This window comes from Sphingomonas sp. BL-S-30 (assembly GCF_055521475.1).
Map to the genome: position 1 here is coordinate 1,181,084 of NZ_CM145481.1, position 26,358 is coordinate 1,207,441.

Annotated in this window: 26 protein-coding genes; 21 read left to right on the top strand and 5 right to left on the bottom strand. The window is 65.7% G+C overall.

The window, feature by feature from the left end; translation table 11 throughout:
* Positions 1-216: 216 nt before the first annotated feature.
* The gene (gene purB, locus ACZ1I5_RS05445; RefSeq protein WP_465172714.1) at positions 217-1,524 is read right to left on the bottom strand and encodes an adenylosuccinate lyase; all 1,308 of its coding nucleotides are present in this window, start codon (positions 1,522-1,524) and stop codon (positions 217-219) included.
* A 314-nt stretch (positions 1,525-1,838) separates the two neighbouring features.
* On the opposite strand from purB, the gene ACZ1I5_RS05450 reads away from it, so the two are divergent.
* Positions 1,839-2,327 carry an EF-hand domain-containing protein gene (locus ACZ1I5_RS05450; protein ID WP_465172715.1) on the top strand — a complete coding sequence of 163 codons (489 nt, stop codon included), beginning with the start codon at positions 1,839-1,841 and terminating at the stop codon, positions 2,325-2,327.
* Between the two features lie 80 nt (positions 2,328-2,407).
* On the opposite strand, the gene ACZ1I5_RS05455 is transcribed toward ACZ1I5_RS05450, so the two are convergent.
* A complete protein-coding gene (locus ACZ1I5_RS05455) occupies positions 2,408-3,637 on the bottom strand; it encodes a mandelate racemase/muconate lactonizing enzyme family protein (protein ID WP_465172716.1) in 1,230 nt (409 codons plus the stop codon).
* Positions 3,638-3,894: 257 nt separating this feature from the next.
* The gene (radC, locus tag ACZ1I5_RS05460; RefSeq protein ID WP_465172717.1) at positions 3,895-4,578 is read right to left on the bottom strand and encodes a RadC family protein; all 684 of its coding nucleotides are present in this window, start codon (positions 4,576-4,578) and stop codon (positions 3,895-3,897) included.
* Between the two features lie 172 nt (positions 4,579-4,750).
* Here radC and ACZ1I5_RS05465 point away from each other — a divergent pair, with 172 nt between their 5' ends.
* From ACZ1I5_RS05465 to ACZ1I5_RS05480, 4 genes are all read left to right on the top strand, one after another.
* Positions 4,751-6,322, top strand: coding sequence for a hypothetical protein (locus ACZ1I5_RS05465; protein WP_465172718.1), 1,572 nt, complete (start codon positions 4,751-4,753; stop codon positions 6,320-6,322).
* A gap of 122 nt (positions 6,323-6,444) precedes the next feature.
* Positions 6,445-9,651 (top strand): intermembrane phospholipid transport YdbH family protein, encoded by a 3,207-nt coding sequence (locus ACZ1I5_RS05470; RefSeq protein ID WP_465172719.1) that lies wholly within the window; start codon positions 6,445-6,447, stop codon positions 9,649-9,651.
* A gap of 47 nt (positions 9,652-9,698) precedes the next feature.
* Positions 9,699-9,881 (top strand): YnbE family lipoprotein, encoded by a 183-nt coding sequence (locus tag ACZ1I5_RS05475; protein WP_465172720.1) that lies wholly within the window; start codon positions 9,699-9,701, stop codon positions 9,879-9,881.
* Between the two features lie 8 nt (positions 9,882-9,889).
* The gene (locus ACZ1I5_RS05480; protein ID WP_465173897.1) at positions 9,890-10,261 is read left to right on the top strand and encodes a YdbL family probable chaperone protein; all 372 of its coding nucleotides are present in this window, start codon (positions 9,890-9,892) and stop codon (positions 10,259-10,261) included.
* Positions 10,262-10,277: 16 nt separating this feature from the next.
* Here the strand turns inward: ACZ1I5_RS05480 and ACZ1I5_RS05485 are convergent, their stop codons facing one another.
* Entirely contained in the window at positions 10,278-11,609 is a 1,332-nt protein-coding gene (locus tag ACZ1I5_RS05485) for an MFS transporter (RefSeq protein ID WP_465172721.1), read from the bottom strand.
* Between the two features lie 183 nt (positions 11,610-11,792).
* Here ACZ1I5_RS05485 and cyoA point away from each other — a divergent pair, with 183 nt between their 5' ends.
* The 16 genes from cyoA to ACZ1I5_RS05565 all read left to right on the top strand — a co-directional run bounded on the left by cyoA (position 11,793) and on the right by ACZ1I5_RS05565 (position 25,596).
* Positions 11,793-12,809, top strand: coding sequence for a ubiquinol oxidase subunit II (gene cyoA, locus ACZ1I5_RS05490; protein ID WP_465173898.1), 1,017 nt, complete (start codon positions 11,793-11,795; stop codon positions 12,807-12,809).
* The gene (gene cyoB / locus ACZ1I5_RS05495) at positions 12,810-14,810 is read left to right on the top strand and encodes a cytochrome o ubiquinol oxidase subunit I (RefSeq protein WP_465172722.1); all 2,001 of its coding nucleotides are present in this window, start codon (positions 12,810-12,812) and stop codon (positions 14,808-14,810) included.
* A 2-nt stretch (positions 14,811-14,812) separates the two neighbouring features.
* Positions 14,813-15,472, top strand: coding sequence for a cytochrome o ubiquinol oxidase subunit III (gene cyoC / locus ACZ1I5_RS05500; RefSeq protein WP_465172723.1), 660 nt, complete (start codon positions 14,813-14,815; stop codon positions 15,470-15,472).
* Positions 15,469-15,819, top strand: a complete 351-nt coding sequence (cyoD, locus tag ACZ1I5_RS05505; RefSeq protein WP_465172724.1) for a cytochrome o ubiquinol oxidase subunit IV — start codon at positions 15,469-15,471, stop codon at positions 15,817-15,819. The genes cyoC and cyoD overlap by 4 nt, the downstream gene beginning before the upstream one ends.
* Complete coding sequence (locus tag ACZ1I5_RS05510) at positions 15,816-16,514, top strand: SURF1 family protein (protein ID WP_465173899.1); 699 nt, start codon at positions 15,816-15,818, stop codon at positions 16,512-16,514. The genes cyoD and ACZ1I5_RS05510 overlap by 4 nt, the downstream gene beginning before the upstream one ends.
* Positions 16,514-17,827, top strand: a complete 1,314-nt coding sequence (locus ACZ1I5_RS05515) for an ATP-binding protein (RefSeq protein ID WP_465172725.1) — start codon at positions 16,514-16,516, stop codon at positions 17,825-17,827. The genes ACZ1I5_RS05510 and ACZ1I5_RS05515 overlap by 1 nt, the downstream gene beginning before the upstream one ends.
* Entirely contained in the window at positions 17,828-18,361 is a 534-nt protein-coding gene (locus ACZ1I5_RS05520) for a response regulator transcription factor (protein ID WP_465172726.1), read from the top strand.
* Positions 18,362-18,567: 206 nt separating this feature from the next.
* Positions 18,568-18,858, top strand: a complete 291-nt coding sequence (locus tag ACZ1I5_RS05525) for an AtpZ/AtpI family protein (RefSeq protein ID WP_465172727.1) — start codon at positions 18,568-18,570, stop codon at positions 18,856-18,858.
* A 60-nt stretch (positions 18,859-18,918) separates the two neighbouring features.
* Positions 18,919-19,686 (top strand): F0F1 ATP synthase subunit A, encoded by a 768-nt coding sequence (locus ACZ1I5_RS05530; protein WP_465173900.1) that lies wholly within the window; start codon positions 18,919-18,921, stop codon positions 19,684-19,686.
* A gap of 64 nt (positions 19,687-19,750) precedes the next feature.
* Positions 19,751-19,963: a F0F1 ATP synthase subunit C gene (locus ACZ1I5_RS05535; protein ID WP_055777096.1), complete on the top strand. Its 213-nt coding sequence runs from the start codon at positions 19,751-19,753 to the stop codon at positions 19,961-19,963.
* Positions 19,964-19,979: 16 nt separating this feature from the next.
* The gene (locus ACZ1I5_RS05540; protein ID WP_465172728.1) at positions 19,980-20,474 is read left to right on the top strand and encodes a F0F1 ATP synthase subunit B family protein; all 495 of its coding nucleotides are present in this window, start codon (positions 19,980-19,982) and stop codon (positions 20,472-20,474) included.
* The gene (locus tag ACZ1I5_RS05545; RefSeq protein ID WP_465172729.1) at positions 20,467-21,021 is read left to right on the top strand and encodes a F0F1 ATP synthase subunit B family protein; all 555 of its coding nucleotides are present in this window, start codon (positions 20,467-20,469) and stop codon (positions 21,019-21,021) included. The genes ACZ1I5_RS05540 and ACZ1I5_RS05545 overlap by 8 nt, the downstream gene beginning before the upstream one ends.
* A gap of 74 nt (positions 21,022-21,095) precedes the next feature.
* Positions 21,096-22,964 carry a CHASE2 domain-containing protein gene (locus tag ACZ1I5_RS05550; RefSeq protein WP_465172730.1) on the top strand — a complete coding sequence of 623 codons (1,869 nt, stop codon included), beginning with the start codon at positions 21,096-21,098 and terminating at the stop codon, positions 22,962-22,964.
* On the top strand, positions 22,876-23,235 hold the full coding sequence (locus tag ACZ1I5_RS05555) for a hypothetical protein (protein ID WP_465172731.1): 360 nt from the start codon (positions 22,876-22,878) through the stop codon (positions 23,233-23,235). Before ACZ1I5_RS05550 ends, ACZ1I5_RS05555 begins: the two co-directional genes overlap by 89 nt.
* Positions 23,232-25,124 (top strand): M48 family metalloprotease, encoded by a 1,893-nt coding sequence (locus tag ACZ1I5_RS05560; RefSeq protein WP_465172732.1) that lies wholly within the window; start codon positions 23,232-23,234, stop codon positions 25,122-25,124. The genes ACZ1I5_RS05555 and ACZ1I5_RS05560 overlap by 4 nt, the downstream gene beginning before the upstream one ends.
* 130 nt (positions 25,125-25,254) lie before the next feature.
* Positions 25,255-25,596, top strand: a complete 342-nt coding sequence (locus ACZ1I5_RS05565; protein WP_465172733.1) for a hypothetical protein — start codon at positions 25,255-25,257, stop codon at positions 25,594-25,596.
* Positions 25,597-25,599: 3 nt separating this feature from the next.
* On the opposite strand, the gene ACZ1I5_RS05570 is transcribed toward ACZ1I5_RS05565, so the two are convergent.
* Positions 25,600-26,319 (bottom strand): SDR family oxidoreductase, encoded by a 720-nt coding sequence (locus ACZ1I5_RS05570; protein WP_465172734.1) that lies wholly within the window; start codon positions 26,317-26,319, stop codon positions 25,600-25,602.
* Between the last annotated feature and the right edge of the window lie 39 nt (positions 26,320-26,358).

Here is a 26,358-nt window from a genome sequence, read left to right on the forward strand (position 1 = left end):
ACCAGCGCAAGAGCCGTGAACGTCAGCATGGTGCTGACCACGGTTTCAAAGAAGCGCATGGTAGGGTCTCCGATGCCGGAAAAGTCCGGCTAGGCCCTATGTGGAGATTGTTGCGGACTCTCGCAATATTGTTACGCGCCTTCGCAGTTGCAGCATTTGCAATCGCTTCATCGACGAATCGACACGCTTCGCCGCCCGATCAGTGAAAATCGGGCTTTAACCACCAGTCCCGAACACCCGGGCGAAGATCGTGTCGACATGCTTCAGATGATAGCCGAGGTCGAACTTGTCCTCGATCTCCGCGGGCGAGAGCGCCGCGGTCACCTCGGGATCGGCCTTGAGCAGCTCGAGCAGCGAGAGCTCGCCATCCGATTCCCACACCTTCATCGCATTGCGCTGGACCAGGCGATAGGCGTCCTCGCGGCTCACCCCCGCCTGAGTCAGCGCCAGCAGCACGCGCTGCGAATGGACGAGCCCGCCCATCTTGTTGAGGTTCTTCTCCATCCGCGCCGGGTAGACGAGGAGCTTGTCCATCACGCCGGTGAGCCGGGCCAGTGCAAAGTCGAGCGTGATCGTCGCGTCGGGCCCGATATAGCGCTCGACCGACGAATGGCTGATGTCGCGCTCGTGCCACAGCGCGACATTCTCCAGCGCCGGCGTCACATAACCGCGCACCATGCGCGCCAGGCCGGTGAGGTTCTCGGTCAGCACCGGATTGCGCTTGTGCGGCATCGCCGACGAGCCCTTCTGTCCTGGCGAGAAATATTCCTCCGCCTCCAGCACTTCGGTGCGCTGCAGATGGCGGATCTCGGTCGCGAGCCGCTCGATCGAACTGGCGATCACGCCCAAGGTCGCGAAGAACATCGCATGCCGGTCGCGCGGGATGACCTGAGTCGAGACCGGCTCGACGCTCAGCCCCAGCTTCTCGGCGACATAGCTTTCCACGAACGGATCGATATTGGCGAAGGTCCCGACCGCGCCCGAAATCGCGCAGGTCGCGATATCGGCGCGCGCCGCGACGAGCCGCGCGCGGTTGCGGTCGAACTCGGCATAAGCCTGGGCGAGCTTGAGGCCGAACGTCACCGGCTCGGCATGGATGCCGTGGCTGCGCCCGATCGTCGGGGTCATCTTGTGCTCGATCGCGCGGCGCTTCAGCACCACCAGCAGCGCGTCGATATCGGCGATCAATATGTCGCTCGCGCGCGCCAGCTGCACTGCGAGGCAGGTGTCGAGCACGTCGGACGAGGTCATGCCCTGATGCATGAAGCGCGCCTCGGGCCCGACATGCTCGGCGACGTTGGTCAGGAAGGCGATCACGTCATGCTTGGTCTCACGCTCGATCTCGTCGATCCGGTCTACCTCGAACGCGCCCTTCTCCCAGATCGCCTTCGCGGCTTCCTTGGGGACTACGCCCAATTCGGCGAGCGCGTCCGTCGCGTGCGCTTCGATCTCGAACCAGATGCGGAATCGGGCTTCGGGCGTCCAGATGGCGACCATGTCGGGGCGTGAGTAGCGTGGCACCATGGCAACGGTTCCTGAAATTCCGGTTTCTGTTCGTCGCGAATCCTGAACGGACTCGCGATGAGCCGCGCGTTAGCAGGGACGAGGCGAAGCTTCAAATCGAGAAAAAATGAACTATCTCGGTCGCTGAGGGGTTTTATCTTCAAGTCTTGGTCAACGGGAAATTGACCGGCTTATGTATCTTGAAGTAACACCAACGGAGAGAGCACATGTTGAAATATATTCTTCTTGCCAGCGCCATGACGATTTCTGTCCCTGTTCTGGCACAGGATAAGCCTGCCGATACCCAGACGGCGCCGACTACTCAGACCGCACCGGTGCAGACTGCGCCTGAGGCGACTCCGGCCGCACCCGATGCTACGGCACCCGAGACGGCCTCGCCCGTCGACCAGGCGATGAGCCCGGTTGCGCCGGTGACGGACCAGACCGCGCAGACCACGCCGCAACAGACCCCGGTCGATCCGGCGGCGGCGCCCGCTCAGACCGCCCAGGCTACGCCGGCCCCTGCTGAACCTGCCGCGGCGCCGGTCCAGACCGCGTCCCAGCCGGCCACCAGCGCCGCCCAGATCGCTCAGGTGGTGAGCACCGAGTTCCCGACCTATGACAAGGACTCGAACGGGTCGCTCAACGAGACCGAGTTCAGTTCGTGGATGGTCGCGCTGAAGACGGCGAGCGATCCGACGACCAAGGCGGAGAGCGCTGCGACCAAGACCTGGGTCAACCAGGCCTTTGCCAGCGCCGACACCGACAAGAGCAAGTCGCTGTCGAAAACCGAGCTCACCGGGTTCCTGACCAAGGGCTCGTAAAGCTACCTAGCGGGACGCGCAGTCCCTCCGGGGCGGCCGTCGGACCTTCGGGCCCGGCGGCCGTTCGCCGTTTCGGCCGATCATCCCCACCACGGCTCGCCCGGCGCAAGGTTCGCGCGCAGATACGCCTCGTCCATATCGAGCCCGAGCCCAGGCTCGTGCGACACCGCCATGTGCCCGCCCTTAATGACCAGCGGGTTCGCCTTCGCCCATTTGAAATCGACCGCGCGGCGCGAGCATTCGATCCGCGGGCAGTTGAACAAGGCCGCTGCCAATTGCTGCGACGCCATGTTGAGCAGCAGCCCGCTGACATTGTGCAGCGCGACCGGGATGCGGTAGCGCGCCGCCATCTCCGCGATCATCCTCGTACCGGTGATGCCGCCCGAATTGATGATGTCGGGCTGGAAGATGTCGACGGCCTGATTCTCCAGGAACGGCACGGCAAATTCCGCCAGCTCCATATTCTCGCCGGTCATGATCGGCACCTTGGTCGCGCGGCGCAGCGCGTTCCACCCTTCCGACCAGGCCGGGGCGAGCGGATCCTCGAAATAGAGCGGACGGATCGGCTCCACCGCCCGCGCGATGCCGATGGCGCTCGGCACGTCGAACTCGCAATGGCAATGGACCAGGATGTCGATGTCGTCGCCGAACGCCTCGCGCGCCAACGCATAGGCGCGCTCCATCCTGCGGAAATCCTGCGGGCCCAGCGACGGCGTATATTGCTGCATCGGCACGCCGAGCACGTGATGCGTGTCGACCTTGTACGCCTGGAACCCCCATGGGTCGGCCGCGAGTTGCTGCACCCGGTCGCGCCATTCTGCCTTGTCGAGATAATTGCCGCCCGGGCAGTGCGAATAAAGATCGATCTCCTCGCGGAAATTGCCACCGAGCAGCTTCGATACGGGCTGGTTCAGGATCTTGCCCGCCAGGTCCCACAAGGCCATGTCGATGCCGCTCAGCACGCGGATCGCCCGACCGCGCTGCTCATAGGCATAGAACATGTTGTGGAAATGGACCTGGATGGCCAGCGGGTCCTTGCCGATCAGCCCGAGATGCGGAAGGCGGCCCCCGCCATTATAGGCCGCGATCACTGACCGCGCCGTCGGCCCGTCCGCGCCGCACTCGCCATAGCCGCTGATCCCGGCATCGGTCTCGATCCTGATGAGGGTCTGCCCCTCCTTCAGCCGCATCGCCTTGATCGCGGTGATCTTCACCAGCCCGCGTGCAGGCGCCGCAAGGGCGTCGAGCGTCCCGAACAGCGGCGCAAGGGCGACAGCGCCGAGCGCTTTCAGGAGATCGCGACGGCGCATGGCATGTGGCCCATGATTTCAGACAGGCAAGGCTATCCGGGCAGGAATCGCGACGTCAATCGACCGCCCCTTGGCGTTCCTCAAAAGCTGAGAGGGAAGCAGAGAGCGACCCGTTCCACCGTCATGCCGGACTTGTTCCGGCATCCATGTTTCCTCGTACGCACCCGGCGTTGCGTTTTCCGGAACGATGGACCCCGGGGACAAGCCCGGGGTGACGGGAGTGAGGGGGTGACGCCGGTCGACTTTGTCCCTTCGCCCTACATCAACCCCAGCGCCCGCAGGCTGGAATGACCGCTCGTGCCCATGATGATATGGTCGTGCACGGTAATGCCCATGCGCTTCCCGCCCTCCACCATGTTGCGCGTGATCTCGATATCGGCCCGGCTCGGCGTAGGATCGCCGCTTGGATGGTTGTGGACCAGGATAAGCGCCGCCGATCCCAGGTCCATCGCCCGCTTGATCACTTCGCGGACATAGACCGCCGCTTCGTCGATCGACCCCTCGCTCATCAGCTCGTCGCGGATCAGCATGTTCCTGGTGTTGAGGTGAAGCACCCGCACCCGCTCATGGATATGGTGGGCCATGTCGGCGCGAAGATAATCGAGCAGCGCCTGCCAGTTGGACAGCACCGGCCGCGCCGCCACCTCGGCGCGCAGCAGGCGAAGCGCGATGGCATGCGCTACCTTGACCGCCGCGACCGACGTTTCGCCCATGCCCTTCACGCGCCCGAGCGCTTCATGGTCGGCCGTCAGCAGCCCGCCCATCCCGCCGAATTCGGCGAGCAAGGCCTTGGCCAGCGGCTTGGTGTCGCGTCTCGGAATAGCCAGCGCGAGCAGATATTCGATCAGCTCATGATCGAGCAGCGCGTCCGATCCGCCCTCGCTCAGCCGCTGGCGCAGGCGGGCACGGTGGCCGCTATTGTCATTGTCGGGAACGCTCATCCTTTGTCCGAGACTAGGGGCAGCGATGGGCACGCGCAATTGCGCATCCCGCGACGCCTGTTACGTGTTCCCTTATAGTCGGGCTGCAACCGTGGTTCCTGCGTCCTGCACGGCCTGCGAGCGAAAATCCCATGAAGCGAGTATTTGATGCCGGTCGGTTCAGGTCCGTGGAATGAACCTCGCGATTGATCGGCGTTCCGTATCGGAAGATTCTCCGACGCAGCTTACCGACCGGGACCGGCGCTGGTGGGAGAGTCGCACAGCGGCGACCTTCGCTATTCTGCTCACGGCATTGCCGTTGCTGATGCCGGCCATCCCGCCTTTGACCGATCTGCCCGGCCATATCGGTCGTTTCCGGATCATGGCGGAGGCTGGGTCATTGCCGCTTGCGCAGCATTATGCGGTTCATTGGGCCCTGGTCGGCAATCTCGGTGTGGACGGAATAGTGCTCGCTTTGGCCCCCGTCATGGGGCTTGAGCCAGCGACGAAGCTGGTCGTGCTGACCATCCCGATGCTGACGGTCGCCGCGATGCTGTGGCTTGCGCGGGAGGTACATGGCAGGCCGCCGCCGACGGCTGCCTTTGCGTTCCCGCTCGCTTATGCCTTTCCGTTCCAGTCGGGCTTTGTGAACTTCTCGCTCGCTTCAGCGCTGGCGCTGGCTGGTCTCGCCCTCTGGATCAGGCTGGCGCACAGGGCGCGGCCTTGGACGCGGCTGGTCCTGTTCGTGCCTATTTCCGCGCTGGTCTGGGTCAGCCATTCCTTTGGTTGGGCAATGCTGGGCTTGTTCGTGTTCGGGGCGGAATGGGCGTTGCGACGGCGCGCGGGCCTCAACCCATGGCGTGCCGGTTCCCATGCGGCGTTGATGTGTGTTCCGATGGCGCTGCCTGTGCTGTTGACGGTCGCGGCTGGCGAAAACCGGCTGACCGGGGCGACCGGCGACTGGTTCGATTGGCCGTTGAAGCTGTTCTGGGCAATGTCGCTGCTTCGCGAACGGTGGCAGCTCTACGATATTCTCGGCGCCGGTTTGCTTTATCTTCTCCTGGCGCTTGCCCTTCGCTCGCGCGCTCTGTCCTTCTCGCCGGTGTTGGCGGCGCCCGCCCTGCTTGGCGGAGTCGCCTTCATTCTGTTGCCCGCTTTCTATGCAGGGGCATCCTGCGTCGATATGCGCGTGCTGCCCGCCACCGTGGCGGTGGCCGTCCTCGCGATCAGGATAGGCCCAAGGGCAGACCGGCTTGCGGGCCGGCTGGCGCTCGCGGCGGCGGCCTTCTTTCTGGTGAGGACCGCCACCTCGACGATCGCGCTCGATCTTTTCGCCCAGCGCCAGGAAGAGGCGTTGCGCGCGGTGCCGTTGTTTCCGGAAGGGGCGGCGGTGCTGGTGCTGGTCGACGAGCCGGCGGCGGACAATTGGAACAATCCGCGACTGAGCCATATTGCCGGGATCGCGATTGCGCGCCGACGCGTCTTCACCAACGAACAATGGTCGCTGGCGGGGCAACAACTTGTCCGTCCCCTGCACCCGGCCGCGGCCCCTTATGATCGGGATCCGTCTCAGCTCGTCTATCCGCCGACGGTGCCGGGGAGCCCTGGCCTGGGTCGTGCGATCCGCGATTTCGATCGAGGGACGTTTGGCTATGTCTGGACGATCGGCTTTCCGGTCGGACGGGTTCAGGCCGCCGATCTGGCACCGGTCTGGTCGGACGGCCGCTCCGCCGTCTACAGGGTCGTTTCGAGCGGACACCGGTAGCGCCGTCGGGGGTAGGATACGGTCGGGCACGGCTGCCATTTTCCCTTTCGGGAACGCTCATCGGGGTTCGGGAATTGGAGACCGGGTGGCCACGCGCAATTGCACGTGCCTGGGCGTGCCCTATGCTGAAGAGCGCGTGCCCTTGTGCCGCAACCGGGAGTGGCGAGCTGAGTCTGGACGAAGCGATCGAGGATAAGCCCCGCTGGCGGCGGGTGCGCCGGGTCGTGCTTGTCGTGGCGCTGGTCCTGCTCGGCGGGCTGATCGCGCTCTGGAATCAGCGCAAGCCGATCGCCTCGAGCTATATCGACAAGGCGCTCACGGGCTATGGCGTGCCTGCGCGCTACAAGATCGCCGATCTCGGCCTCAACCGCCAGCGCCTGACCAACGTATCGATCGGGGATCCGGCGCATCCCGATCTCGTCGCTGACTGGATCGAGCTGCGCACCAGCGTCGGCCTGTCCGGCGCCACCGTCACCGCGATCCGTGCGGGCCATGTCCGGATGAACGCGCGGCTGATCGACGGCAAGCTGTCGCTCGGCGCGCTCGACAAGCTGATGCCAGCGCCTTCGGGCAAGCCTTTCGCGCTGCCCGCGCTCTTTGCCGATGTGCAGGATGCACGGATCAGGCTGGTCGCGCCGCAGGGCGTGATCGGCATCAAGCTGAGCGGGCAGGGCAAGCTGAATGACGGTTTTGCCGGTCAGGTCGCGGCCATCACCGAACGGCTCGATCTCGGCGGCTGCGTCAGCGGCCCCGCGACGGCGGTGCTGGCGGTGCGTATCGCCTCGGCGCGCCCGACCTTGCGCGGGCCGGTCCATGCCGGGAAGCTCGATTGCGCGGGTGCCGTGCTGAGCGATGCCGGCGCCGACATCTCGGTGACGCTGGAGCAGGCGCTGGACGGCTGGCGCGGGGACGCGAAGCTCTCTGTGGCGAAGATTCGCCATCCGTCCGCCGAGCTCCACACCCTCACCGGCACGATCGATTTCGCCGGCAAGGCGGACGGCACGGCCGGCAAGCTCGACCTTGTGTCGGGCATTGCCGCGTCTCGGGGTATTGCCGCCGATTCGACCACGCTCACCGGGACCTACCGGTTCGGCACGGCGGGCATCGCGTTCGAGGGCAAGGCCGGTGCCCGCCATGCCCTGCTGGGCAAGCTGATGCGGGCCCGGCTGGCCACCTATCGCGACAAGGGCGCGGGCACGCCGGTGGGGCCGCTGGTCCACAAGGCAGTCGACGCCGCGGTGGCCGCGGCGCAGTCCGCCGATCTCGATGCCGATATCGCCGTTTCGCTCGACGGCGGACGCGGCCAGGCCAGGGTCTCGCGTCTCCAGCTCGCAAGCGCCTCCGGCGCCTGGGCGACGATCGCCGGTGGAGAAGGCATTGGCTATGCCTGGCCGGGTGGGGGCGTACGGTTCGACGGCTCGGTCGATCTGGGCGGCGGGAACCTCCCGACCGCCACGATCCGCGTCGCGCAGGCGGTGGCGGGCGGGCCAGTGAGCGGCACCGCGACCATGCAGCCCTATGCTGCCGGCAATGCCCGCCTCGCGCTGACGCCGGTCAGCTTCGCCGCGACGCCAAGCGGCACGACCCGTATCGCGACGCGCGTCACTCTGTCGGGGCCGCTCGCCGACGGGCGCATCGACAATCTCGTCCTGCCGGTGAACGGCCTGTGGGACGGGCGCGACCGGCTCCAGATCAATCGCACCTGCGCGCCGCTGTCGGTCGGTGCGCTTGCCCTGTCGAGTTTCAGGCTGGGGCAGACATCCGCGACTTTATGCCCGGTCGACGGCGCAATGTTGCGTCTCGACGGCGGTCGCATCGGCGGCGGTGTCCAGTCCGGCGCGCTGCGCTTGTCGGGCGCGATCGGCAGTTCGCCGCTTACGCTGTCCGCCGCCAGCCTCCTGCTCCGGCTGCACGATACCCGCGCCGATCTTCGCCATGTCGATGTCCGGATCGGCGCGCCCGACCGCGTCACCCAACTCTCCTTCGCGCGAGTCGAGGGCGGCTTGTCCGGGGGCACCATGGCCGGCACGATCGAGGGCGGTTCGGGGCGCATCGCCAATGTGCCGCTGCTGATGTCGGAAGCGCAGGGGCGCTGGACCTTCGCCAAGGGCGTGCTCGACCTGACCGGCGGTACGCTCAAGGTTGCCGATGCCGATCCGCAGCCGCGCTTCGAGCCGCTCGCCGGCAGCGACGTGGCGCTCCGTCTCGCCGACAACCGGATCACCGCCACCGGTCGGCTGAGCACGCCCGAAAAACAGGTCTTCGTCAGCGGCGTCGCGATCGAGCATGATCTGTCGAACGGCAGCGGCCATGCCGACCTGACCGTCCCCGGTATCACCTTTGGCGAGGCGTTTCGGCCCGAACAGCTGACGTCGCTGACCAAGGGCGTGATCCAGAATGTGGTCGGCACCGTCTCGGGCGAAGGCCATATTCGCTGGAACCAGGCCGGGGTGACGAGTGACGGCGTGTTCCGCACCCCCGGCACCGATCTCGCCGCCGCCGTGGGACCGGTCACCAGCATCGCCGGCGAGATCCGCTTCACCGATCTGCTCAACCTGGAGAGCGCGCCGGGCCAGATCGCGACGATCAAGACGATCAATCCCGGCATCGCGGTCAATGACGGCACCATCCGCTACCGGCTGCTCGCCGGCACGCGAGTCCAGATCGAGGAAGGGCGCTGGCCCTTTGCCGGCGGGTCGCTGGTGCTCGAGCCGACCATGCTCGATTTCGGCCAGAGCATCGAGCGCCGCATGACCTTCACCGTCACCGGCATGGATGCCGGCCAGTTCCTCCAGCAGTTCGATTTCAAGAACCTCAACGCGACCGGCGTGTTCGACGGCACCTTGCCGATGGTCTTCGACGAACAGGGTGGGCGGATAGAGCATGGCCGGCTGACGGTGCGCCCCGGCGGCGGCACGATCGCTTATGTCGGCGAGGTCAGCCAGAAGGATGTCGGTTTCTGGGGCAATCTCGCCTTCCAGGCGCTCAAATCGCTGCGCTATCGCAGCCTCGAGCTGGTGATGAACGGTCCGCTCGCGGGCGAGATGATCACTGAGGTGCGCTTCGAAGGCGTCGGCCAGGGCGAAGGGGCGAAGCGCAACTTCATCCTCGACCGGCTGCAGAAGCTGCCGTTCATCTTCAACGTGCGGATCAAGGCACCCTTTCGCGGCCTGATCGATGCGACCGCGTCCTTCTACGACCCGAAACGCCTGGTGCAGCGCAACCTGCCCGCCCTGCTCGAGGAGCAGCGCAAGCGCGGCAAGCCGCCCGAGGAAACTCCGCCCGCGATCCAGCCCATTCAGCCTGCCGAAAGCGAGAAACTGCCATGACCGAAACAGGATTGACGAAACGAGAGTGGAGACCGACGAGGTACGGGATGAAGAGAATGCTTTCGATCATGGCCCTGGGCGCCACCGCCGCAACCACCGGTTGCGTCAACGTGACCGCGCCGGACAAGCCGATCGAGATCAACCTCAACATCAACGTGACTCAGGAAGTCGTCTATCGGCTCGACGGCGAGGCGAAGGCGTTGATCCAGCAGAATCCGGGAATTTTCTGATGAAGAAGATGATGAAGCTGATGACGATCGCGGCGGCCGTTGGGGTCGCGGGCCTTGCCACGGCGGCCTATGCGCAGCGCGACCCCGCCTATCAGGCGGCGCGCGCGGCCGGCCAGGTGGGTGAGCAGCCCGACGGCTATCTCGGCATCGTCGGTGCCGGCACCCCGGATCTGCGCACTCTGGTCAACAGCATCAACATCCAGCGCAAGGCGAAATATACCGAGAGCGCCGCGTCGGGCGCGACGGTGGAGCAGATGGCGTTCGTCAGCGGCTGCAACCTGATCCTGAAGACCGCGCCGGGCGAGAAGTACAAGACGCCGGGCGGTATCTGGGCGACCCGCGGCGCCGGCCCGCCGGAACGCGATTCCCGCTGCGTCTGATCTCCGGCGTCGCCGATCAGTCTCCCGGACGCGCCCATTCCTTGTTGATGCCGAGCGCGGCCAGCGTGCAGACCGCGCCGGACAGCAGGTACACGCCCACTGACCACAGGCCGAACCGGCTCGCCAGGGTCAGCGCGACCAGCGGCGCGAAGCCGGCGCCGATCAGCCAGGCGAGATTGGCGGTGAGCGCCGCGCCGGTATAGCGGCGCTCGCGCGAGAAGCTGCCGTTTACCACGCCCGAGGACTGGCCGAAGGCAAGGCCGAGCAGCACGAACCCGCCCAGCATGTACAGCGTCTCGCCAAAGCCGCCCGCGTTGAGCAGTTGCGGGGCGAAGCCGCTATAGGCGCCGATCAGCACCGCGGAGACGCCCAGCACCGCGCGGCGCCCCACCCGGTCGGCGATGATGCCCGAGGCGAGCATCGACAACACGCCGACGCCCGCGCCGATCATCTCGATCAGCAGGAAGCGAACCGTGCCCTCGCCGGTGTAGAGCACGACCCAGGACAGGGGGAACACCGTCACCAGGTGGAACAGCGCGAAGCTCGCCAGCGGCGCGAAGGCGCCTAGCAGGACGGTGCGGCCTTCCTCGCGCAGCGTCTCGCCGATCGGCGCGGGCTGCAGTTCGCGGCTCTCGAACAGATGCTCGAAGTCCGGCGTGGCGACGATGCGCAGGCGGGCGAACAGCGCGACCACGTTGATCGCGAAGGCGACGAAGAAGGGATAACGCCAGCCCCAGCTCAGAAAGTCGGCGGTGGTCAGGGTCGCGAGGAAAAAGGCGAACAGGCCGGCCGCGACGATCAGGCCGAGCGGCGCGCCTAGCTGCGGGATCATCGCATACCAGCCGCGGCGATCCCGGGGCGCGTTGAGCGACAGCAGGGACGGCAGCCCATCCCACGCGCCACCCAGTGCCGCGCCCTGGCCGAGCCGGAACAGCGCGAGCAGCCAGACCGCGACGATGCCGACGTCATTATAGCTGGGCAGGAAGGCGATCGACATGGTCGAGCCGCCGAGCAGGAACAGCGCGATCGTCAGCTTCACCCCGCGACCGTAGTTGCGGTCGATCGCCATGAAGATCAGCGAGCCGATCGGCCGGGCGATGAACGCCAGCGCGAACAGCGCGAAGGAATACATCGTGCCGGTCAGCGCATCGACAAAGGGGAAGACCAGCGAGGGGAACACCAGGACCGAAGCGATGGCATAGACGAAGAAGTCGAAGAACTCGCTGGTGCGGCCGACGATCACGCCGATCGCGATCTCGCCGGGCGCGATCTTGCGTTCGCGTGCCGTGATCAGGCGCGCGTCGCGCTCGAGGGGCGTCGAGGTCGACGCAGCGATCGGTGCAGTCATGGCGCTTCGCTCCACAGCCTGATGGCAGGATTCCACTTTACAACACGCCTTGCACGATAAAAAGCTCGCGAGGGTATCGGACAAAATGTCCAATGTCGGCATCCAGACCTGTCGGGATAGGCGATGACCATGCGCGAACACCCAACGCCGGCGAGTCGACGACTCGTGCCAACGCTCATCCTGATGCCGCTCGTCGCGCTGGTTTCGGCCTGCGACCGCGCCGTGCTCAACCCTGCGGGCGACATCGCCCTGCAGCAGCGCGACATCATCTATATCTCGACGGCGCTGATGCTGGTCATCATCATTCCCGTGATCGCGCTGATCATCGTGTTCGCCTGGCGCTACCGCGCGTCCAACAAGGACGCGACTTATGATCCGCATTTCGACCATTCAACCTCGCTGGAACTGGTCATCTGGTCGGCGCCGCTGCTCATCATCATCTGCCTCGGCGCGCTGACCTGGTGGAGCACGCACCTGCTCGATCCGTTCCGGCCGCTCGACCGGGTGACGGTGGGCAGGCCGGTCGATCCGAAGGAAAAGCCGCTGGTCATCCAGGTCGTCTCGCTCGACTGGAAATGGCTGTTCATCTATCCGGAACAGGGCATCGCGACGGTCAACGAGCTGGCGCTGCCGGTCGATCGCCAGGTGCGGTTCGACATGACGTCGACCAACATGATGAACACCTTCTACGCGCCGACGCTGGCCGGCATGATCTACACCATGCCGGGCATGCGCAGCACGCTCCACGCGGTGCTCAACAAGCCGGGCAGCTATGAGGGCATGTCCGCCAATTACAGCGGCGCCGGCTTTTCCGACATGCGCTTCAAGCTCTACGGCGTCGACAAGGGCAGGTTCGACGCCTGGGTCGCGCGGGTCAAGGCGAGCGGCCGCACGCTCGACACCAGCAGCTTTCTTTTGCTGGAGCGCCCGAGCGAAAAGGTGCCGCCACTCTATTTCGGTGGCGTCGACGCGACTTTGTTCGACCGCATCTACAATCGCTGCGTCAAGCCGGGCACGCCGTGCATGAGCGACATGATGCGGCTTGCCGGAAAGGGCGGCCACGCCGCGCCGCGCACTGACCAGGGCAAGGCCGAAGGCGCGCTGTTCAAGCAGGACGGCGAGAAGGGCAGCGGCGAGAGCCTCACCCCGCCGCCCGGCGCGCAGGCCAGCCCCGCCCCGCATTCGCACCAGGAGCGTTAAATGTTCACCGAAAGCCTGGCGCGCACGATCTTTGGCCGCCTCACCCTCGAATCCTTCCCGCTCCACGAGCCGATCCTGCTCGTGACCTTCATCGCCGTCGTTCTGATCGGCGTCGGCATCCTGGCGGCGGTGACGAAATACCGCCTGTGGGGCTGGCTGTGGCGCGAATGGCTGACCAGCGTCGACCACAAGAAGATCGGGGTCATGTACATGATCCTCGGCATCATCATGCTGCTGCGCGGCTTCGCCGATGCACTGATGATGCGCGCGCAGCAGGCCGTCGCCTTCGGTGCGAACCAGGGCTATTTGCCCGCGCATCATTACGACCAGATCTTCTCCGCGCACGGGACGATCATGATCTTCTTCGTGGCGATCCCGCTGATCGTCGGCCTGGTCAATTTCGTCATGCCGCTCCAGATCGGCGCACGCGACGTGTCCTTTCCCTTCCTCAACAATCTCAGCTTCTGGCTCACCGTCGCGGGCGCGCTGCTCGTCATGGTCTCGCTGTTCGTCGGCGAATTCTCGCGCGGCGGCTGGCTCAATTACGTGCCCGTGACCAACCTGCAGAACAGTCCCGATACGGGGCCGGATTATTATCTCTGGGCATTGCAGATAGCGGGCGTCGGCACGACTCTGTCCGCGATCAACATGGTCACCACGATCATCAAGATGCGCGCGCCGGGCATGACGATGATGAAGATGCCGGTGTTCTGCTGGACCGCTCTGTGCAGCAACGTGCTCGCCATCGCGATCTTCCCGGTGCTGACCGGCGCCTTCGCGCTGCTGATGCTCGATCGCTATGCCGGCACCAATTTCTTCACCAACGATCTCGGCGGCAACCCGATGATGTACTGGAACCTGGTGTGGATCTGGGGCCACCCCGAGGTGTACGTCCTGGTCCTGCCGGTGTTCGGCATCTATTCCGAAATCACCTCGACCTTCACCGGCAAGCGCCTCTTCGGCTATTCGTCGATGGTCTATGCCACGGTGGTGATCACCATCCTGAGCTATCTGGTGTGGCTCCACCACTTCTTCACCATGGGCTCGGGCGCCAGCGTCAACAGCTTCTTCGGCATCGCCACCATGGTGATCTCGATCCCGACGGGCGCGAAGATCTTCAACTGGCTCTTCACCATGTATCGCGGCCGGATCCGCTTCGAGCTGCCGATGATGTGGGTGGTCGCCTTCATGCTGACCTTCGTGGTCGGCGGCATGACCGGCGTGCTGCTCGCCGTGCCGCCCGCCGACTTCGTGCTGCACAACTCGTTGTTCCTGGTCGCGCACTTCCACAACGTCATCATCGGCGGCGTGGTGTTCGGCCTGTTCGCCGGCATGGAATATTGGTTTCCCAAGGCCTTCGGGTTCCGGCTCGACCGCTTCTGGGGCAAGGTGACCTTCTGGGGCTGGGTGATCGGCTATTGGGTCGCGTGGACGCCGATCTACATCGTCGGCCTGATGGGCACGACGCGCCGCGTGCGCCACTTCGATGATGCGAGCCTGCAGATCTGGTTCGTCATCGCCGCGATCGGCGCGGTCATCATCCTGATCGGCATCCTCGCCTTCGTCATCCAGATCGCGGTGAGCATCAAGAACCGCGACAAGCTGCGCGACTTCACGGGCGATCCCTGGGACGGCCGCACCCTGGAATGGTCGACCTCGTCGCCGCCGCCGGCCTATAATTACGCCTTCACCCCGATCGCGCACGATCTCGACGCCTGGTACGACATGAAGGAACGCGGCGCGGAGCGCCCGGTGAGTGGTTTCCGCCCGATCCACATGCCGCGCAACACCGGGGCCGGGGTCATCCTGTCCGGCTTGGCGCTCGTGCTCGGCTTTGCGATGGTGTGGTATATCTGGTGGCTGGCCGCGGTCAGCCTGGTCGGCCTGTTCGTCGTCGCGATCGGCCATACCTTCAACTACAACCGCGATTATTACATCCCCGCCGATGAGGTCGCGCAAACCGAGGGCGAGCGCACCGCGCTGCTCGCGGCGGGAGCCTGATCATGAGCACGACGACGCTTGCCGATGCCGATGGCCGCACCCCGACCTTCTACCTGATCGAGGAAGACGGCCACGGCCATGACGGTGACCATGGCCATGAGCCTGCCGCGGGCAGCACGCTGCTGGGTTTCTGGATCTACCTGATGAGCGACGCGCTCATCTTCGCGACGCTGTTCGCGACCTATGGCGTGCTGAGCACCAGCTATGCCGGCGGACCGACTCAGCGCGAGCTGTTCGAGCTGCCGCTGGTCGCGCTCAACACTGCGATCCTGCTCGTCTCGTCGATCACCTATGGCTTCGCGATGATCGCGATGCAGCAGGGCAAGCTCGGCGGCACCCGGCTGTGGCTGATCGTCACCGCGCTGCTCGGCGCGTCCTTTGTCGGCGTCGAGCTCTACGAGTTCGGCAATCTGATCGCCGAGGGCGCCACGCCGCAACGCAGCGCCTTCCTGTCGGCCTTCTTCACCCTGGTCTCGACTCACGGCCTGCATGTCAGCTTCGGCATCCTGTGGATCGGCGTGATGCTGTTCCAGCTCGGCCAGCGCGGCCTGCATCCGGAAAACCAGAAGCGGCTGATGTGCCTCAGCATGTTCTGGCACTTCCTCGACGTCGTCTGGATCGGCGTCTTCACCTTCGTCTATCTGCTCGGGGCCGTGCAATGAGTGCTGACGCTTCCCACGCGCACGGTTCGCGCCGTGCCTATCTGGTCGGCTTCCTGCTGTCGGTGGTGCTGACGGCCTTGCCCTTCTGGCTGGTGATGACCGGCGCGCTCGGCAATCCCCAGGCGACCGCGGCGGTGATCATCGTCGCCGCCTTCGCGCAGATCCTGGTGCACACCGTCTGCTTCCTCCACGTCAATCCGCGCGTCGAGGGCGGCTGGACCCTGATGGCCTATATCTTCACGGCCGTGCTGATCCTCATCTGCATCAGCGGGTCGCTGTGGATCATGCATCATCTCAACGCGAACATGATGCCGATGAACGGGCCGGAGATGAGCAACCAGCCCTGAGCCGCCTGCTCCTCCTCGGTCTCGCCCTGTTCGGGGCGATCGGTTTCGCGGCCCTCGGCATATGGCAGATCGAGCGGCGCAGCTGGAAGCTCGACCTGATCGCGCGCGTCGAGGCGCGCGTCCACGCGCCGCCCGCGGGCCTGCCACTGCCGGGCGAATGGGGCAGGGTGGCCGAGGGGACCGATGCCTATCGCCATGTCCGCGCGCGCGGCGTCTTCGACCACGGCGCCGAGGCGCTGGTGCAGGCAGTGACCGAACGCGGCGCCGGCTTCTGGGTGCTCACACCCTTGCGTACGGCGCAGGGCATCGTGCTGGTCAATCGCGGGTTCGTCCCGGAGAGCGTGCGCCATCCGTCCCGTCGCGCCGCCGGGCAGGTGCAGGGGCCGGTGACCGTCACCGGCCTGCTGCGCATGACCGAGCCGCGCGGCGCTTTCCTGCGCAGCAACGATCCGGCGGGAAACCGCTGGTATTCGCGTGACGTGGCGGCGATCGCCGGGGCGCGGCACCTCGGGCCAGTCGCGCCCTTCTTCATCGATGCAGATGCCGCCCTCAATCCCGGCGGCTATCCCGTTGGCGGGTTGACCGTCGTCCGGTTCCGCAACAGCCATCTCGTCTATGCGCTGACCTGGTTCGCCCTGGCCGGGCTGTGCATCGCCGCGATCCGCCTTCTGTTGCGCGGGCGTGAGGCCGCGTGATGGACACGCCGCTCCTCGCCCTGATGGTCGGCCGGTCCGCCGTGCCCGGCGGCACCTCGCCCGAGAACGCCACCGCGGACAATATGCGCCAGCTCACTCAGCTGCGCTGGATCGCGGTGGCGGGCCAGACCGTGACCATCCTGGTCGTGCATTTCGGCTTCGGCGTGGCGCTCCCGCTCGGCTGGATGCTCGGTGCTGCGCTGGCGCTCGGGCTGGCGAATCTCGTCGCCTCGGTCGCGCTGCGGCGGCACCGCGTGCGCGACATCGAGATCATGCTGGCGCTGCTGCTCGACATGGGCACGCTCACCTTCCAGCTCTATCTCAGCGGGGGCGCGGCCAATCCCTTCATCTCGCTCTATCTGCTCCAGGTAGTGCTTGGCGCGATCCTGCTGACGCCCATGCTGGCGGCGATCCTCGTCGTGGCCACCGGCCTGAGCTACGGGCTGCTGACCCTGCGCTTCGTGCCGCTGGCGCTCCCCGGCGGGCTGATCGCCGAAAGCGCCGATCTGTTCGCGATCGGCCGCTGGATCAGCTTCGTGCTCGTCGCCGCACTGCTCGTGCAGCTGATCACCCGGATCAGCCGGAACCTCCGGGCGCGCGAGGCCTATCTCGCCGATCTGCGCCACCGCGCCGCGGAAGAGGAGGGCATCGTGCGCATGGGCCTGTTCGCGTCGGGCGCCGCGCATGAACTGGGGACGCCGCTTGGCTCGCTGTCGGTCATCCTGGCCGACTGGCGCCGTATGCCGGCGATCGCGCGCAGCCCGGCGCTCGCCGCGGAAGTCGCCGAGATGCAGGCCGAGGTGCAGCGCTGCAAGTCGATCGTCTCGGATATCCTCCATTCCGCCGGCCAGCCACGCAGCGAGCCGCTGGAGAGCATGGCGGCAGGCGCCTTCATCGCCCGCGTGGGCGATGCCTGGGCCGAGATCCATGCCGAGGTTCCCTTTGTGTGCGATCCAGCCACGGCCGGCGGCGCCGTGATCGTGGTCGAGCCTGCGCTGCGCCAGGCAGTATGGAACCTGCTCGACAATGCGGCCGAGGCATCGTCCCGTGGCGTGGTGCTCGAAGCCGAGGTGGAGGGCGACATGCTCGCGATCGTGGTGCGCGATCACGGCCCCGGCTTCGCGCCTCGGGATCTGGCCACATTGGGTAAGCTCTACCAGTCGACCAAGGGGGCAGGGCACGGGCTCGGCCTGTTCCTCGCCGCCAATGTCGCGCGCCGCCTCGGTGGCCGGCTGGAGGCGCGTAACATCGCGGGTGGGGCGGAAGTGCGGCTCGTTCTTCCGATGATCTCGTCGGCACCTGCAGGAGGCTAGATGGACCAGGCCCGCACCCTCGTCATCGTGGAGGACGACGCCACCTTCGCCCGCACCCTGCAGCGATCCTTCGAGCGGCGCGGCTACCATGTCAGCGTCGCGACCAGCCCCACCGAGCTCGACGCACTGCTCGAGACCGAACGTCCGGGCTATGCGGTGGTCGACCTCAAGCTCGGCACCGCATCGGGCCTGCCCTGTGTCGCCCGGCTGCACGCGCACGATCCGGCGATGCTGATCGTCGTGCTGACCGGCTTCGCCAGCATCGCGACCGCGGTGGAGGCGATCAAGCTGGGCGCCTGCCATTATCTGGTGAAGCCGTCGAACACCGACGATATCGAGGCGGCGTTCGCCAGGGGGGATGGGGACGCGGAGGCGCCGCTCACCAACCGGCCGACCTCGATCAAGACGCTCGAATGGGAACGGATCAACGAGATGCTCGCCGAGACCGGGTTCAACATCTCGGAGACCGCGCGCCGGCTCGGCATGCATCGGCGGACGCTGGCGCGCAAGCTGGAGAAGCGGCCGATCCGGTGAGCGTGATTCGGCTCCGCGCAAGGCCCCGGAATGGCGGCCGGAACCTGCCCGTCAAAGGCACCGCAATGTCACCGTCGGGCAACGCCCGGTTAAGGTTGACTCAAGCCGACCCCTTTTCTAAACGGGCGCCGCAACGGGGGCTCGCCCCATGTTTTCCGTCGCCGTGCGCAAGCCCGGCGGCGTTTTCTTATCAGGATGCTTTCGCGTTGGCCGACGACCGCCAGAACGATGACCTTGAAAGCCGTATCGCCAATGCGCGAGCGGTCGAAGAGGCGCGTACTGCCGGGAACCCTGCGGCGAAGCCCGCCAAGGGCTATTCGCAGGGCTCGCGCGTGCTGGCCGAGCTGATCGGCGCGCCGATCGGTGGCGGCCTCATCGGCTGGCTGCTCGACAAGTGGCTCGGCACCAGCCCCTGGCTGTTGCTGATCCTGCTCGTGCTGGCCGTCGTCGCGGCGTTCCGCAACATCTTCAAGATCTCGAAGGAGCGCGCGGAATGACCGTCGCTTCCGACAGCAACGCACAAGGGTAAGGCGATCGTGGCCGGTAAAATTGACCCGATGGAACAGTTCCTGGTCGAGCCTGTGCTCGGCCGGCATCTCGAGCTGTTCGGATATGACGTGTCCTTCACCAACTCGGCGCTGTTCATGGTCGTCGTGTTCGCGCTGCTGTTCCTGTTCATGTGGGGCGGCATGAAGCGTCAGCTGGTTCCGACCCGCTGGCAGGTCGCGGCTGAATCGGTCGTCGGCTTCATCGACAACATGATGCAGGTGAACATCGGGCCGGAAGGCAAGAAGTTCGCGCCCTATATCTTCTCGATCTTCATGTTCATCCTGTTCGCGAACCTGGTCGGCGTGCTGCCGCTGGCGATCGTGCCGGGGCTGCACACCTTCGCCGTGACCAGCCACATCACCGTCACCGCGGTGCTGGCGTTCCTGTCGTTCGGCATCGTGCTCGCGGTCGGTTTCTGGAAGCATGGCCTCCACTTCTTCTCGCTGTTCGTGCCGCACGGCGCGCCCGGCTGGCTGATGCCCGTCATCATCCCGGTCGAGTTCGTGTCGTTCATGGTGCGCCCGTTCAGCCTTGGTCTGCGACTGTTCGTCGCGATGACCGCCGGCCACATCCTGCTCGAAGTGTTCGGCAGCTTCGTGGTGCAGGGCTTGAACGCGAGCCTCGACGGCAGCCCGATCGGCTTCATCGTCACCGTGCTCAGCTTTCTGATGATCGTCGGCGTCAGCGCGCTCGAGTTGCTGGTGTGCGCGATCCAGGCCTATGTCTTCGCGCTGCTGACCTCGCTTTACCTCAACGACGCGGTGCACCTGCACTAAGTCATTCGACTTTATCGTTTAATACCGTATTTTTAGGGAGCTTATCATGACTGATCTTGGTGCAATGTACATCGGTGCCGGCCTCGCGGCGATCGGCGTCGGCATGGCCGCGCTCGGCGTGGGCAACGTGTTCGGCTCGTTCCTCGAAGGCGCGCTGCGCAATCCGGGCGCAGCAGACGGCCAGCAGGGCCGCCTGTTCATCGGCTTCGCGGCATCCGAGCTGCTCGGCCTGATCGCGTTCGTCGTCGCGATCCTCATCCTCTTCGTCGTCAAGTAAGCGAAGAGCGACCTCAATGCCGCAGCTATCCCAAATTCCAGAGATCTACGCGTCGCAGCTGTTCTGGCTCGCGATCGTATTTGCCCTGATCTATTTCGGGATCGGCAAGGCGATGGTCCCTAAGATCGAGCGCACGATCGACGATCGTAACGCCCGTATCGGCGGAGACCTCGCCGCGGCGGAGGCCGCGAATGCCGCCGCCCGCGCGTCGGAGCTTGAGTATCAGACTGGGCTGGACTCGGCCCGGTCCCAGGCCCTGCGCGCGGTGACGGAGGCCAAGGCCAAGGCGTCGGCCACGGCCGAGACCAAGGTGAAGGCGGGCGATACGGCCATGGCCGAAGAACTCGTCACCGCCACCGCCCGCATCGGCACCGCCAAGACCACGGCCATGGCCGAAATCGAGACGGCGACCGTGGATGCGGTGCAGGCCATCGTCGCCAAGCTTTCGGGCGTGGCGGTCGATCGTTCGGCGATCGAACAGCAAGTGAAGGCGGAACTGGCGCATGGCTGACGCGCATCATCAGAGCATGACGGCAGCGACCGGCACGACCGAGCTGCATCACGAGCCCACGGCGCTGGGCATTTCGGCGCCCGGCTTCGTCGCACTGTCGATGCTGGTCGTCATCGGCCTGATCCTCTGGAAGAAGGTGCCGGCGATGATCGCCGGCATGCTGGACGCGCGGATCGCCACGATCCGCACGCAGCTCGAAGAGGCCACGCGCCTCCGCACCGAAGCCGAGGCGCAGCTTGCCGAAGCCAAGGCGCGCAACGCGGCGAGCGCCGGCGATGCCGCCGCGATCATCGCGCACGCCGAAGCCGAAGCGAAGCAGATGATCGCCAAGGCGGAAAGCGACTCCGCCGATCTCGTCGCCCGCCGCCGCAAGATGGCCGAGGACAAGATCGCCGCGGCCGAGCGCGCCGCGATCGCCGAGGTTCGCGCCACGGCGGCCGATGCCGCCACTCGCGCCGCCGCCGCGATCATCGCGGAGAAGCATGACGCCAGCGCCGACAAGCCGCTGATCGATCAGACCATCGCCGGGCTCGGGCGCCTCAACTAGCTCCATTTCGGTGCGGTAACCGATTCGACAAGGCTGGCTGCCGTGATTAGCCTCTCCGGATTGCCGGGGGGCTCATGCGAATCGATTGGGTTAAATGGGGGCGTTTCGCCGCGATCGCCGCGCGGCATGCGGTCACGCGCGCGCTCCTGTTTCTGCTGATCCTCCTGATCAACCCGTTCGGCATCGCCGAATGGGGCGACCTGCGCAGTCACGACGTCTGGCAGCGTATCTATGCGGATCATTATGGCGACCGCTCGGAGGTCGGGCGGAATGCCATCACGGTGGTCGAGCTTGACGAACAGGGAATGCAGGCAGCGGCGCCGTCGGACGCCTCGCCGGATTCGATCCACCTGCTCGAGATATTTCGCACCGTTGCGGAAGGCGATAACGGGCCGGATGGGCGCCTGAGGGCGCATGGCAAACCGGAGGCGATGTTCATCGACCTTCTACTCGGCGATTTCGCCCCGGACGGGATGACCCAGGCCGAGCTGCTCGATTTTGCCGGGGCGCCTGTCACCTGCCCCGGCCGGCTCGGCGCCACGCTGGAATATGCTCAGGTCGCATCGCCCTTCCGCTGCATGCTGCGCGGCATTGCCGACATCACCCGCTATGATGGGCCAAAGGGCTGGAAGGATGACAAGGGCTGCCTGAAGAGCGAGCTCGCCAAGCTCCATTGCATCCTGAAACGAGGCGGCACACCCGTCATGATCGCCAGCGCGGTCGATCCGAAAGACAAGCGTGCCGCGGTCGAGAAACCGGGCGCGGCGGCGCTGGCGACGATCGCGATCTCGGTGCCGATCATGGTCAATGACCGGCGCTATCCGCTGGTGTTTCCGGTCGAAGCCGCCCAGCGAGAAAACCGGCCTTTCACCTTGCACCCCGCCGCGATGCTGTACGCCGCCTATTGCGCGACGAATGGGTGCAAGGACGACCCCTCGATCGCGCCGGCACCGGAGGAAGCGAAACGGACCGGGGCCGCGTGGCTGGACGATTGGCGCTGGTCGACCGCGTTCGAGACGCCCGTCGAGGTGATCTGGGGTGTCGGCAAGCAGGACCGGTTCACCAACCAGGTCGATTCGCTTGCGCACGGTACCACCGGCAGTCGCTGCCGTGTCGCCGATCCCAGTCGCGGGGGGACCTTCCGCGCCTTCATGCAGGCCTTGTTCTCTGGTCTCAGGATCGAACCTCAGGCTGCCTGCGCCTATCAGCATAGCGTGAGCTATGGCCTGCTGCGGCTCGGCAAGGACGATCCAGCGCAACTCGCTGCCTTCCGGCAATCGGCACTGGCCGGGAAGATCGTGCTGATCGGCATGTCGACCAGGGACAGCAACGACTATGTCTCGGCGGGCCCGCACGGCCAGTTGCCGGGCGTCTTTTACCACGCGATGGCGCTCGACAATCTGATCGAACGAGGCGCCGCCTATCCGCGCGTGGCGCGCCAGATGTTTCCGCCATTCACGCTTTCGGATCAGGATGTCACCAACGCCATCGGCGCGTTCCTGATGCTGTTGTTCGGCGGCGCGGTCGTCGCGCGGCAGCGTCTGTTCGGCAAGCCTGACGACGCCGAAGGGTCGGTCCGGCTGATGGTCGAGGGGGCGACCTTCCTCGCCGCGGCGATCGTCTACATGGTCCTGATACTCTATATTTTGACACGCCAGGTCAGCGTTCTTCCGGACAGGTTCAATCTGGCGGCATTGTCTATCGTGATAGTATTGGAATTCTTCAACATCATGGGGATTTTGCTTGCGCCGATTTGGAACAGGCTGGATGTTTCCCGTGCGGTGATTCTCTTGTTTCCGGGGCTGAAATCATCCGGTTCTGCTGCTGCGGGGCCGGCGAAGGTGGGGGATAGCAATGTCGTTGATCCTGATCGCACTCCTCGCCGCCGCCGGCGGCGGACCCCAGGTGACGGCGTACAAGGTAAACCCGCTGACGACGTTTGACGAACAGGGGGCGTCGACGGGCAGGTTGACCGCTGCGGAACTGCCGCCGCCGCCACTCGACATCAGCGGTACGAATGAATTCGGCTATCTCAAGGTGATGATCAACGGGCGTGCCGTCTATCTTCGTCCGGCGGACGTGCGACACACCATGAAATATTGCGCGGACGGAGATGTCACCAGGCGCGAGACCGGGGATCGCCTCGGCGGCGCCAAACCGGGCGGCGTGCGAAAGGGTGCCGGAGAGGATGACGGGCTCTGCATCCAGCAATGAACGCGATGCTGCGAAACGTCGGGCGGACATCGTGCCGCATCTCTGCCGCTGCCGCGGCGCTTGGCCTCGTGCTGTCACCGGTCGCGGAGACCCGGGCCATGCCGCAATGTCTGCCGGGCATGTGCGGCTTCACCGAGAGCGGCAAGAAGGGCCCGTTCCTGAAGACCAGGGTCGACGCCGACGATCTCGCGAAGAACGACGCAGCGATTGCGACGTCCGGCAGCAAGGAGGGGTTGCTCGCGGCGCAATCGGTCAATCGCGGCCAGCTATATGGCACCGGCCTGTCGATGCCGGCGACCGAAGCGCAACTCGCGGCGCTGATCGACACGTTTCGTCCATTCTGGCCGTATCGGCCGGTCGGGCCGGTGAAGGTGCGCATCGTCGGCACCAACAGTTTCGTTCCGCAAAGCTTCGCCGACAATGTCATCGTCGTCCCGTTCGGCGTCCTGTCCCGCGCCAGGAGCGACGGGCAGGTGGTGTGGTTGCTGGCGCACGAATTCAGCCATCTCGCCATGGCGCATTTCGCCCGTGAGGCGCGCGCCAAGAAGCGGTCGAGGGGGATCGGCCAGATCGTCGGTGCCGTCGATATGGCAACGACGCTGTCGCAACAGCGGGTCGATACCAGCGGCAACAAGCTGCGGCTCTACGAGGTGACCGACAAGGAAGCCGTTGCGATGAGCGACTCCATCTGGGCGCGCAGCCGCCAGCTTGAAGGCGCCTTGTCGCTGACCGACGCGTTTTTCAGCCGCGGCGACGAGGACAAGGCCGACGTCGCCGGCGTCGATTTCGCGGTCGCAGCCGGTTATCCTTATAGCGGCGCGCTCGATGCCCTCGAGATCATCGGAAACGACGACAAGGAGTCGATCACGATGTTCGACACGATCGCCGCCACGACCGGCGATTATGCCAAGAAAACGGGCCTGCAGACGCTGGGCTCGCTCGGCGGGTCGAAGAATGTCGGCGACACGCTGACATCCTGGGTCAAGGATCTCGCCAGCAACGCGATGGTCGTGGCGCTGAAGGAGACCAAGAAGAAATACCTGGCACAGCACCGCCCGTCGGAGAAACGGATCGACGGCCTCCGCAAATATTACAAGCTCGCCTATGGCGACGCGGCGGAAAAACCGCCGTCGCTGGCCTTTTTGAAGTCGCTGCGCGCGACGCCCGAATATCGGGATGCCGACATAGCCGTCGGGGCCTATACACGGGCGCTTGCCAGCGTCATCAAGGGCAATGCTGCGCAGGCCAGGCTGGATTTGCAGCCCGCACTCACGACGCGGTACGGCCCGACACCCCTGATCAGCAATCTCAGCGCGAAGATCCTGATGATTCAGGGCGATCTTCGCGGTGCGGACCAGGCCTATACCACTGCCGAACGCTTGCCGGGCAACGCCGCCGTCCCGGTAAAGGCGCCGCCCCGCAAGGGCAGGAAACCCGCACCCAAACCGGCCGCGCCGGCGCCCGCGCCGATCATATTGCGCGATCCTTATCTCGAGCAGAATTTGCAGGGCTTCCAGGCCCATGTCGATCTGCTCGTGCGGATGGCCAATTATCCCAAGGCGCTGGCGGTCATCGCCGAGGCAAAGCGCCGCTTCAACGATGACGAGGCGTTTCTGCCGCAATATATCGCCATCTATATGGCGACCAAACAGGCCGAGATGCTCGTCGTCACGCTGAACCGATGCTTCGATGTCGCCGATCAGGGTCTTGAGCAAAGCTGCCGCGCGGCGATGCTGAACGACACCCAGCAGAAGAAGATGGCTGAGCTGTCGCCGGCCGATCAGGACAAGGTCGATCGCGCATTGGCGCGTGCATCGAGCAAGGCGCGTAGCGGCGGCTTGCTCGCGCAGATCAACGATGCGCTCACGCCGGACGACAAGGAGGATTGATCGGCGCCGGGTATCGCCGGCCGAATTTCCGTCTTGGGCAGTGCCGCCGTCATTTCACGCCTTATCGATCCCGGCTACACCGGGTGTGTGGCACCGAGTCGCGTGCCTGCATCCTTGGAGAGACCGCCCCATGAAGCTTGCCGCCTTTACCGCCGCCCTGTTCGTGATGACGGCGGCGCCTGCCCTGGCGCAGAACGCCCCTGCGGCACCGGCTGCCCCGGCCGCCGCGCCGGCAGCGACCGCGGATGCCGCGCCCGCCGCGAAATTCACGCTCGATACCCCGGTGGAGACCATTGCCGCCGACCCCGCCGGCAAGGCCGTGCTGGCCGCCGATTTTCCCGAGATGCTTTCCCATCCCGCCTATGATCAGTTCAAGGCTCTGTCGCTCAACGCACTTCAGCCGCTGGCTCAGGGCGCTATCACCGATGAGATGATGGCCAAGGCCAAGGCCGATCTCGCTGCGATCAAATAAGCGTCAATACCGGATCATCACCCGCCGTGCGATGGCGGGTGACACATTGTACACCGCGTTCAGCACCGCGGTCATGCCGACATTCGCCTGCTCCCGCCCGCGCGCCATCGCCGCCACGATCTGCCGCCCGCATTCCGGCGCCGGCATCTTCCGGTGCCTGTTCTCCTCGGTCATGCGCGTTTCGACCACCGGCGGCAGCGCCTCCATCACATGCACCCGCGTGCCCGCCAATTGCGCCCGCAACGCCATGGTGAAGCTCCGCAACCCCGCCTTGGTCCCGCAATAGACCGGGCCTTTCCCACTGGGCGCAATCGCCAGCCCCGAGGTGACGTTGACGATCATCGCCTCCGGCCGCGCCCGCAGCCCGTCGAGCAGGCCCGCGATCAGTCGGATCGGCGCATTGAGATTGAGGAAGATGCAGCGGTCGATCTCAGCCAGGTCGAACGGCACCCCGACCTGAAAGGTCGCGCCCATGCCGGCATTGTTGACCACTATATCGACCGGCCGCTTGGCCAGTTCTGCCACCAAAGCATCGCACCCCGCGGCATCCGACAGGTCGGCGGTGATCGTGTCGAACCCTTCCGCCAGCGCGGACGCCAGCCGCCCGCGGTCACGCCCGACCACGATCACCTCGGCACCCGCTTCCTTCAGGTGCCTCGCGATCTCCAGCCCGATCCCATCGCTGCCCCCGGTCACCACCGCCGTCTTGCCCCTGATCTGCATGTCCAGGTCCTCCTTGTCTAAGCCCCTCCCCTTCAGGGG